Here is a 9,786-nt window from a genome sequence, read left to right as displayed (position 1 = left end):
GGAGCAAGCCCTTTGCGCTCGACCTGAAGCTGCGTTACCCACTTACTGACCGTTGATTTACCTACGTTCATGGCTTTGGCTGCCGCTTCTTGTGTATAGCCCTGGTCAATGACTAATTGGGCAGTTTCGAGCTTAATCGCTGCGCTATATCGTGCACGTTTACTTTTATTCATTTTGTCACCTAAATTCGCTATGAATGAGATCATAACATTTCTTATTAGGTGGCCAAATTCAGTGTGCCACTACAAAATCGGTTATATTTGGTTGGTGGAGCAATTGATTTCCTCTAAAAAAGAAATAAAAAGTATCGAAATTAGGTTGTTTCATAATGGCAGCAATGAATACCAATCTTTGGCATAATTAGCTTCTAACAGAGCTAAACGACATCAGTCACTGGGCTCATTGGATAGACTTTTTTGTGTGTGGTTATGCCATACCGTTGGTAGTATTTACCTCTAGGGCAAGTATGAAGAACTTTATTAGCAAAGATCTAGATATTGAAGAGTTTAAAAAAAGATTCGATAACACCAGAGAAAGTTTTATAAATTCTCTAAAAACAGCAAGTAAAGGTTATCGAAATGTAAGGTTCTTCGCTTGTGATGAAAGTGGAGTCCCCATTAAATGGGTATGGGATGATGAAACGTTCACACATAACTGGGAAGAGGGCACTCTTGAAGACGCTATTCAGTTTGCCCGTCACATGATAAATAGTGGAATGTATTTTGCGTTTATGGGTTGTTTGTCTGGTTCCAGTGATCTTGATATTTGGCTGACCACCTTTGAAAACCCCATAAAGAAACCTACATGGCCAAGTGGTAAAGAACCCAAATTTGAGATTATCCATGAAGTGTTAACTCGTTAGGGCTTTGTTTACCGATCTAAATTAGGAAACAAAGCCTCGTTATGACTGCATATTTTATCTCAAAGTAAGAGCATTCACCTGTAAATACGTGATTTTAGCGTGCAACTGCTGTAGCCTCGTGGAAATTTATTGTTTCTTATTTTGATCTTTTAGGATGCAGGTCTTGAGCTTTGCCATCTAAGGTTGTTCGTTATTTCCCTGTGATTTTTGCTGAGCCTATCACTCGTTAGCAAAGCGTTCACTCATTAGAGAGGGTGTCATGTGAATGCACTTCAAAACCCAATTAGGCAGTTCAATGTCGTCAAACTATTTGCACTGGCATTGCTAAGCTTTTTGGCCGGCTGCTCTTCAATGCAGACGGGTGAGAATGGAAACTGGGTGGGGTTCACGGAAGCTGGTCAGGCTTCATTTTATGGGGATAAACATCAAAATAAGCAGACGGCCAGTGGTGAACTTTACAAACATAAATTAAAGACAGCAGCACATAAAAAGTTACCCTTTGGCTCGAGTGTTAAGGTCACCAATGTCGATAATGGCAAAAGTGTGATTGTGAAAATCAATGATAGAGGGCCTTTCGTGCGTGGCCGCATTATTGATCTGTCTAAATCGGCGTTCAGTAGCATAGGCAAAACTTCCTCTGGTTTGATTGATGTGAAAATTGAAGTCATTAAATAGCGGCTATTTTGAAAACGGCTATCTTGAACACGGCCATATCGAAAAGATTGTTTTGAAAGCTGCATCTTAAAAATGAGCAGTTTGAAAGCACTATCTTCAAAACACGGCTTCGACGCAATCTAATGATTGAATGCACTAATGATTGAATGCACTAATGATTGAGCGCATAAAGTCGAGTCCACGCTTTTAAAGAAAAGACAAAGCAGACAATTTGTTAAGCTGATATTTGGGCTTTACGGCATTTGGTGAGAGACTAGCGGCAGATTTGGATAACAGTAAAAGGACCCGCTATGGAATACCCACTTGTTAGTACGCAGTGGCTCGAAGCACACCTCACCGATCCCCATTTAGTCTTGCTCGATGCCAGTATGGAAACCGTTATTGGTAAAGAACCCTTAGTTTACGATGAGCCTATTTGCATTCCGCGCTCACGTCGATTCGACTTGGAAAATGTGTTTTGCGATAAGACTTCAACCCAAATTCATGCCTTGCCGACGTTTGAGCAATTCAGCCAAGGGATAGCCCAACTTGGGATTGAGGTCGACAGTGTTATTGTTATCTATGATAACCAAGGCATTTATTCATCTCCACGGGCGTGGTGGACCTTTAAAGTCATGGGCTTTAATCGAGTCTATGTACTTGATGGTGGCTTGCCTCAGTGGATTGAAGAAGACCGCATTACCTCATCGCGTTATCAAGCCGAAGGCGTCGATTATGGCCCGACGGATATTGATACTTTTGCGGATGTGCTGCAATACCACCCCGAGCGGGTGATGGATGCTGAGGCCGTGTTATCACGTATTGAAGATGCCGGAACGGCGATTGTCGATGCCCGTGGTGCGCCACGCTTTTTAGGGAAAGTGAGTGAGCCGCGTCCCGGTGTGCGCTCTGGGCATATTCCTTGCTCGGTTAATTTACCCTTCGCTCAAGTGCTCGATGGTAATAAAATCAAAACGGTCAGTGAGCTACAGTCTATTTATCAAGGGCTAGCAGCGGATAAATCCGCAATGATATTCAGCTGTGGTTCTGGGATTACGGCGTGTATTTTGATCTTAGCTTTGGTTGCAGCGGGGCATAAAAATCCTATCCTCTATGATGGTTCATGGGCGGATTGGGGCAGCCGTAACGATCTGCCGATAGAGTGTTAATTGAGTATTACCATTGAAATTAGTGCTGTAGATTAATTAAGTTAGCGTGGTTTTTGTTGAACATCATGTGACTTTTACGTCGTTTGGCGAAATGCCAAGGAGAAACCTTTGATAGCGAGATTGATCGATAAGTTGGTATTTGGATTTATTTTAGTGATTGCCTTACAGTTACCACAACTGGCTGATCATTATCAGCAATTTTTATCAGGCCTTTATGAATCGACTCGATGGCAGGTAGAAGGTTACGAGGCAACGGCTAAGGAATATCATTACGCCGATGTTGATGCCATGATTGCCAGCCACCAGCAAAATGAGGAGCCAAGTGTGCGTGCCGACGCTGAGCAAAAGGTACAGACACTGGCGCTTTATAAAGCGTTAACACAGGGCGTGGCGATCTTTAATACGGGCAATTTGTTTGAGAAAACTGCCTATATGTTTAACCCTGTTCGCTTTGATTATCTTGAGAAAACCATCAGTAACTTTAAGCCAGGGATACCTTTAACTTCTAGTGGTATTGGCTTTGGTGTCTTGGTGGCTTTAGTCGTGCATTATCTTGGGTCTATCCCTTTTATCCTGTGGTCAAGGCGTAACAAGCGACTTAAAACAAGTCCTTAAATCTGTGATACAGCATGCCTGCAGCGAGTATAGGTGAGCGGAATGTTGGGCCGCCGGGGAAGGTGATGTGTTTGATTTTAGCGAACACATCGAAATGTCCCGCCTGTTGGCAAATAGCCTCGGCAAGCAGTTTTGCCGCCATGTGAGTGGCATTCACGCCGTGTCCCGCATAGGCTTGGGCGTAAAAAATATTATTGGCATCAGGAAGGCGACCAATTTGTGGCATACGGTTAGCACCGATACCTATCATGCCGCCCCATTCATAATCGATACGTACCCCTTTTAATTGCGGGAAAACTTTCTCAAGATTCGGTCTCAGTGCCGCTTCAATGTCTTTCGGATCTTTACCCGAATAGGTACAAAGGCCGCCAAACAGCAAACGACGATCTGCCGATAAGTGAAAGTAATCTAGGGCAATTCGCATATCCGCGAAGGCCATGTTTTGCGGGATAATACTCGCGCATTGGGCCTCAGTTAAGGGCTCTGTCGCCAATAAATAACTGCCTGCAGGTAATACTTTCCCCCCTACAAAGCTATTAAGTTTGTGGCCGATATAGGCATTGCCCGCCAGCACTACGTATTGGCATGTGACTTCGCCCTTAGCGGTAATGACCTTAGATTTGGCGCCTTGAATGATTTTTTCAGCAGCGCTGTACTCAAACAACCTAGCGCCGAGATTACGGGCGACGCGAGCTTCACCCAGAGCAAGATTCAGCGGGTGTAAATGGCCGCTACCCATATCAACCAGCGCACCTTGATAAAAATCTGAGCCTATGACTTCACCTAATTGTGGCTTAGTTAACAGCTTGATTTCTTGCTGATAACCCATGGCTTTGAGTGCGCTAAATTCTTCTTCAAGCTCATCCATGTGACGAGGTTTAACCGCTAAGTCGCAGTAACCCATTTGCAGATCGCAGTCGATACTGTGTTCTTGTATGCGATTTCGCACTATCTCGACGGCTTCAAAGCCCATCTGTTGAATTGCTTGAACACCTTCAGTGCCGATTTCACTTTGAAATTGTGCAGGGTCATGGCCTATGCCGCGAATGAGTTCGCCGCCATTACGCCCCGATGCGCCCCAGCCAATTCGCCTCGCTTCTAACAGCACAACACTCATACCGCGCTGCGCGAGTTCTATGGCGGTATTGATACCGCTAAAGCCGCCGCCCACGATACAGACATCGGCATTGATATTGCCTTCGAGTTGTGGATGAGCGTAAATTTCTTTAGCAGTATCAACATAATAAGAGTGTGGATACTGTTCACTGTGCACTGGAGGTTTGCTTGCCATTATGGCTCCCAAAAATTGTTTTTATTGTAAATTGGACTTGTCTCAGTATACTCATCACACTTTTAACATGACGTAAAAAAGTGTTCGTTTTATTTAACACGCTTTTTATGTAGAATACAATGAAAGCAGTAAAACACGCGCTTTTTGGGCGAAAATGCGTTCTGGATGGTGTTTATCCTGAACAACCTGTTCGTCATCTATCGGGATTGACCCGAGCCTTTAGGGGGATGTGAAATTTGGATATTGGAGCCAGCCTCAAAACTGTTAGAAAAATGAAAGGCTTATCTCAACGAGAATTAGCCAAACGTGCTGGTGTGACTAACAGTACGATTTCAATGATCGAGAAAAACAGTGTTAGCCCGTCAGTCAGCTCTTTAAAAAAAGTGCTGTCGGGTATCCCGATGTCTTTAGTGGACTTTTTCTCCATTGAAGCCTCAACGGATAGTGAGCAAAAGGTCGTCTATCGATCCAATGAATTACTGAATATCGGTACTGGGCCACTTGAATTTAAACTGATTGGCCGTGATTACCCGAACCGCGCAATGTCAGTGATGAATGAGATTTACCCACCCGGTTCAGATACGGGTGAAGAGATGCTAAAGCACGAAGGTGAAGAGGCCGCTATGGTGATAGAAGGTAAATTCGAACTCACTGTTGGGGATGAAGTGTATATTTTGGAAGCGGGTGACAGTTATTATTTTAACAGTGAATTGCCCCATAGATTCCGCAATCCCTTCGATGAACCTTGTCGCTTAGTGAGTGCGACTACGCCTGCAAACTTCTAATTAAGTCATTAACTTACCATATTATTCAACATATTAGGCCACTTATTCGCTAAAAGTGAGTGGCGTAATACTGTTATTCAACATTCCTGCGGATTTATACCAATCACATTAAATATCTAATCAGTTCAGAGCCTCACAGGCATTTCAATCCAAGGCGCATTGACGCAGAAATGGTCATTCCCTTTTAAGTCAATGCAACACGGGAGTGGGATGCCTGTGAGGCTCCCGAAGGGCGGGTTTCAACGCGCTTTATACTACGTTCAAGGCTTTCGACAGAGCACCACTATGCCTTCAAGCCTTCGCCTTGTCTAAAGCGCGTTGAACTCCCGCTGAATGAACAGATATTTAATACGATTGGTATTACCTACTTTTTAACCCTGTCATATTGGTTATGTATCCTCTTCTTTGTGTAAATAATATTGGTTCAAATTTGCTTCGAATACGGTTTAATTTACTCGGTAACAAGTGAGTTTTATGCTGGTGTAACTGCCGGTTTATATACATGAATTAGCCTGAAATGGGGTAAATATATATTTAACTACATGTTATTTATGCTTATTAAGAATAAGTGGATTAAATAACCTTTAACAAGTGTTTAACCTCTTGCCTAGTGCTAAATTTCGGTGTACTGTGTGAAAAAATGAACATTTAAAGGAAAAGTGTTCGTTATGCTAGTAAAATCAATTCTAAAGGTGAGATATGTCAGCCGATTTACCCCTCATAGGTGTTATTGCATGCAATCAACAATTGGGATCACACTCCTTTAATATTGTTGGTGAAAAATACCTTTTAGGCGTAGTTAATGGCGCTAAAGGCTGGCCGTTAGTGATCCCATCTTTAGGTGGCGATTTACCGATAGACGCTATTTTAGATCGTCTTGACGGTATTTTGTTTACTGGCTCTCCTTCTAATGTAGAACCCCATCTTTATGCAGGCCAGCCGAGTGAGCTTGGTACACACCATGATCCTAAACGTGACGCGACAACTTTGCCGCTGATCCACGCTGCTATTGCTGCTGGGGTACCTGTATTAGGTATTTGTCGCGGTTTTCAAGAAATGAATGTGGCTTTTGGTGGCAGTTTGCATCAGAAGCTCCATGAGGTGGGTGGCTTTATTGAACATCGAGAAGATAAAACCGCATCCTTAGATGTGCAGTATGGGGCTTCTCACAGTATTACTGTTGAGCCCGGGGGGCTTATTTACGAGGCCTGGGGCCGTGACTCTGCAGAGATTAACTCTGTACATACTCAAGGCGTGGAGCGCCTGGGTGTTGGGTTGCGGCCAGAAGCTTATGCTCCAGATGGGTTAGTGGAGGCTTTCTCCGTAATTGGTACTAAAGAATTTGCCCTCGGTGTGCAATGGCATCCAGAGTGGAAGGTGAGCGAGAATCCGTTTTACCTCTCCATTTTCAATGCCTTCGGTGATGCATGCCGACGTAGGGCTACAACTCGAGTGAAATAATAATGAATAAGCTAATCGCTTTTTTAAAAGAACGAAAAATCACAGAAGTCGAATGTGTTATCAGTGACATGACTGGCATCGCCCGCGGCAAGATTGCTCCAGTCGATAAGTTTCTCGATGAAAAAGGCATGCGTTTGCCCGAAAGTGTGTTGTTGCAAACTGTGACGGGTGATTTTGTCGACGAAGAGATTTACTACAGTTTGCTCGATGCAGCCGACATCGATTTTGTTTGTGTACCCGATGAAAATGCCGTTTTTATGTTGCCTTGGACCATCGAAGCCACGGCACAGGTTATCCACGATTGCTACGACAGAATGGGTAATCCTATTGAGCTTTCACCACGTAACGTATTGAAAAAAGTCTTGTCTCTCTATGACGAACAGGGCTGGGAACCTGTTATCGCTCCCGAAATGGAGTTCTATTTGACTCGTCGTAGTGACGACCACGATTTACCCTTAAAGCCTCCAATTGGTCGTTCAGGCCGCCCCGAAGCGGGTCGCCAGTCATTCTCTATTGATGCTGCCAACGAATACGATCCTATGTTTGAAGACATGTACGATTGGTGTGAGCTTCAAGGTTTAGATATCGATACTTTAATCCATGAAGATGGTCCCGCACAGATGGAGATTAACTTCAGTCATGGCAACGCATTATCTTTAGCTGATCAAGTGTTTATCTTTAAGCGCACTTTACGGGAAGCCGCGCTGAAGCACGATGTTTGCGCCACTTTTATGGCAAAACCCGTGACGGATGAGCCTGGCAGTGCGATGCATATTCATCAAAGCGTGATCAATAAAGAGACTGGCAAGAATATTTTCACCAATGAAGATGGGACTAAGAGCAAGCTATTCTTGGGATACATTGCAGGTCTACAAAAATTCATTCCTGAGTTGCTGCCACTGATGGCGCCAAATGCGAACTCGTTCCGTCGTTTCCTCCCCGGCACTTCGGCACCTGTAAACTTAGAATGGGGCGATGAAAACCGTACCTGTGGTTTACGCATTCCAGAATCTTCACCACAAAACCGTCGTATAGAGAACCGCATTCCCGGCGCCGATGCTAACTGTTATTTGGCGATTGCCGCGAGCTTGTTGTGTGGCTATATCGGCATGGTTGAGTCGCTAAAACCTTCGACTCCTGTGCAAGGTAAAGCCAATGAAAGCCGTAGCAATAATACCCATTGTTTACCGCTGACATTAGAGGAAGCATTAGCGGCGATGGAAGAAAGTGATGCCTGTAAGCAATATTTAGGCGAATCCTTCACCACTGGATTTGTTGCGGTAAAACAGGCTGAACTTGAAAACTTCCGCCGCGTTGTCAGCTCATGGGAACGTGAATTCCTATTACTCACTGTGTAATGTTTTGGATTGATTGCACTGACCGTGTTGCCGCGTTAACCCAAGGAATAAGGGGTTAACGTTGGCCATAACGATACTGATGTGTGCACTGTTTTAGTGAGGTTGCACTTAACTGGTGCAACTCGCTTGTTAAATAATATGATGGTTTTTAATGGCTTGTCCGTTAAAGTGAATATTCAATTCCATCGCTTGTCTGCTAGGGAAGTAAAATAGGTTTAATAATTTTAGGTTGTTCGCTTACTAGCGTTACTAACTAATTGTTAGTCATATTTAAAATGTGTTTATCTAAGTGTTTTTTTGCGATTGCTTAGGGACTTGAGGCATTTGCCTTAATGTTGCAAAATGTACAAGCAGTGTCATATCTAGTCTATTTTTTTGAGTGTTAATGCAATACCGATGCCTCGAAAATTTGGCACGAAACCTGATACTTAACAAATTGCAGCAAGATATAAAGTAGGCATGGTTATCATGCCGTAGAGACTGCCGATGCGGTTTTTAAGGTGTAGCATTGGTCGAAAATAACAACAATATCCGGGCAGCCCGGTGACACAATGTCAGAATTTGCTTAAGCAGTTCTGCTACCCGAGAAAGGAGAAAGCATGAAGCTATTTAATAAGATGACCACATTAGCGCTGGTGACTGCGAGCGTATTTGCGAGCGCAGTGGCCCAAGCGGAAGAAGTGGTTCGCGTGTATAACTGGTCAGATTATATCGCGGAAGATACCTTAGAAAACTTCAAGAAAGAAACGAGCATTAGGGTAATTTACGATGTATTTGATAGTAATGAAGTGCTTGAGGCTAAATTACTGTCTGGTCGTAGTGGCTACGATATCGTTGTACCTTCTAACCACTTTCTCGCTAAGCAAATCAAAGCGGGTGCTTTCAAACCTTTAGACCGCGCTAAGTTACCTAATTTTAAAAATTTAAATCCAGCCCTGATGAAGTTGCTTGAAAAAGCCGATCCGGGTAACCAATATGCCGTGCCTTATTTATGGGGAACCAATGGCATTGGTTACAACATCGATAAAGTGAAAGCCGCTGTGGGGGAAGATGCGCCATTTAACTCAATGGAACTGATCTTCAATCCTAAATACGCTGAAAAAATTTCTAAGTGTGGCTTTGCTATGTTGGACTCTGCCGACGACATGGTGCCACAGGCGATGATTTATTTAGGCTTAGATCCTAACAGCACTAAGGCTGAAGATTATGAAAAAGCGGGTGAGTTACTGGAAAAAATTCGTCCTTATGTGACGTATTTCCATTCTTCACGTTATATTTCTGACTTAGCGAACGGTGACATCTGTGTCGCTTACGGTTTCTCCGGTGACGTATTCCAAGCGAAAGTGTAGTGGCACACTGAATTTGGCCACCTAATAAGAAATGTTATGATCTCATTCATAGCGAATTTAGGTGACAAAATGAATAAAAGTAAACGTGCACGATATAGCGCAGCGATTAAGCTCGAAACTGCCCAATTAGTCATTGACCAGGGCTATACACAAGAAGCGGCAGCCAAAGCCATGAACGTAGGTAAATCAACGGTCAGTAAGTGGGTAACGCAGCTTCAGGTCGAGCGCAAAGGGCTTGCTCC

The 9,786-nt window shown here is 43.7% G+C and carries 10 protein-coding genes and 1 pseudogene; 9 read left to right on the top strand and 2 right to left on the bottom strand.

Annotation, left to right across the window (positions count from 1 at the left end; translation table 11 throughout):
- A partial coding sequence (locus L5M40_RS22415; protein WP_263178571.1) for a transposase occupies window positions 1-173 on the bottom strand: 173 nt, incomplete at its 3' end.
- 293 nt (window positions 174-466) lie between these two features.
- Between L5M40_RS22415 and L5M40_RS22410 the strand changes: the two genes are divergently transcribed.
- From L5M40_RS22410 to L5M40_RS22395, 4 genes are all read left to right on the top strand, one after another.
- A complete protein-coding gene (locus L5M40_RS22410; protein ID WP_105249914.1) occupies window positions 467-862 on the top strand; it encodes a hypothetical protein in 396 nt (131 codons plus the stop codon).
- A 261-nt stretch (window positions 863-1,123) separates the two neighbouring features.
- On the top strand, window positions 1,124-1,537 hold the full coding sequence (locus L5M40_RS22405; protein WP_219234053.1) for a septal ring lytic transglycosylase RlpA family protein: 414 nt from the start codon (window positions 1,124-1,126) through the stop codon (window positions 1,535-1,537).
- A gap of 290 nt (window positions 1,538-1,827) precedes the next feature.
- Window positions 1,828-2,685 (top strand): sulfurtransferase, encoded by an 858-nt coding sequence (locus L5M40_RS22400; RefSeq protein WP_263175539.1) that lies wholly within the window; start codon window positions 1,828-1,830, stop codon window positions 2,683-2,685.
- Window positions 2,686-2,793: 108 nt separating this feature from the next.
- On the top strand, window positions 2,794-3,300 hold the full coding sequence (locus L5M40_RS22395; protein WP_263175538.1) for a DUF2937 family protein: 507 nt from the start codon (window positions 2,794-2,796) through the stop codon (window positions 3,298-3,300).
- Here L5M40_RS22395 and L5M40_RS22390 read toward each other — a convergent pair.
- Window positions 3,284-4,591, bottom strand: coding sequence for an NAD(P)/FAD-dependent oxidoreductase (locus L5M40_RS22390; protein WP_263175537.1), 1,308 nt, complete (start codon window positions 4,589-4,591; stop codon window positions 3,284-3,286). The two genes, L5M40_RS22395 and L5M40_RS22390, sit on opposite strands and share 17 nt — an antisense overlap.
- A 236-nt stretch (window positions 4,592-4,827) precedes the next feature.
- Here L5M40_RS22390 and L5M40_RS22385 point away from each other — a divergent pair, with 236 nt between their 5' ends.
- The 5 genes and pseudogenes from L5M40_RS22385 to L5M40_RS22365 all read left to right on the top strand — a co-directional run.
- Window positions 4,828-5,376 (top strand): cupin domain-containing protein, encoded by a 549-nt coding sequence (locus tag L5M40_RS22385; RefSeq protein ID WP_028760885.1) that lies wholly within the window; start codon window positions 4,828-4,830, stop codon window positions 5,374-5,376.
- 699 nt (window positions 5,377-6,075) lie between these two features.
- Entirely contained in the window at window positions 6,076-6,837 is a 762-nt protein-coding gene (locus tag L5M40_RS22380) for a gamma-glutamyl-gamma-aminobutyrate hydrolase family protein (RefSeq protein WP_263175536.1), read from the top strand.
- 2 nt (window positions 6,838-6,839) lie between these two features.
- Complete coding sequence (locus L5M40_RS22375) at window positions 6,840-8,195, top strand: glutamine synthetase family protein (protein WP_028760883.1); 1,356 nt, start codon at window positions 6,840-6,842, stop codon at window positions 8,193-8,195.
- Window positions 8,196-8,794: 599 nt separating this feature from the next.
- A pseudogene (locus L5M40_RS22370) lies at window positions 8,795-9,535 on the top strand (extracellular solute-binding protein); the annotation flags it as partial.
- A 78-nt stretch (window positions 9,536-9,613) separates the two neighbouring features.
- Window positions 9,614-9,786 (top strand): transposase (locus L5M40_RS22365; RefSeq protein ID WP_263178571.1); only part of this gene is annotated, 173 nt, incomplete at its 3' end.

It is taken from the genome of Shewanella sp. SM68 (genome assembly GCF_025653925.1).
In the GTDB taxonomy this organism is placed as follows: domain Bacteria; phylum Pseudomonadota; class Gammaproteobacteria; order Enterobacterales; family Shewanellaceae; genus Shewanella; species Shewanella oncorhynchi.
Note: the sequence above shows the minus strand (reverse complement) of the source record. Positions and strands in the feature narration are given on the sequence as shown.

Bases quoted from the DNA above. Each gene is read 5' to 3' on its own strand.
- L5M40_RS22410 (WP_105249914.1), top strand. From the start codon at position 467: ATGAAGAACTTTATTAGCAAAGATCTAGATATTGAAGAGTTTAAAAAA.
- L5M40_RS22400 (WP_263175539.1), top strand. From the start codon at position 1,828: ATGGAATACCCACTTGTTAGTACGCAGTGGCTCGAAGCACACCTCACC.
- L5M40_RS22390 (WP_263175537.1), bottom strand. From the start codon at position 4,591: ATGGCAAGCAAACCTCCAGTGCACAGTGAACAGTATCCACACTCTTAT.
- L5M40_RS22380 (WP_263175536.1), top strand. From the start codon at position 6,076: ATGTCAGCCGATTTACCCCTCATAGGTGTTATTGCATGCAATCAACAA.
- L5M40_RS22375 (WP_028760883.1), top strand. From the start codon at position 6,840: ATGAATAAGCTAATCGCTTTTTTAAAAGAACGAAAAATCACAGAAGTC.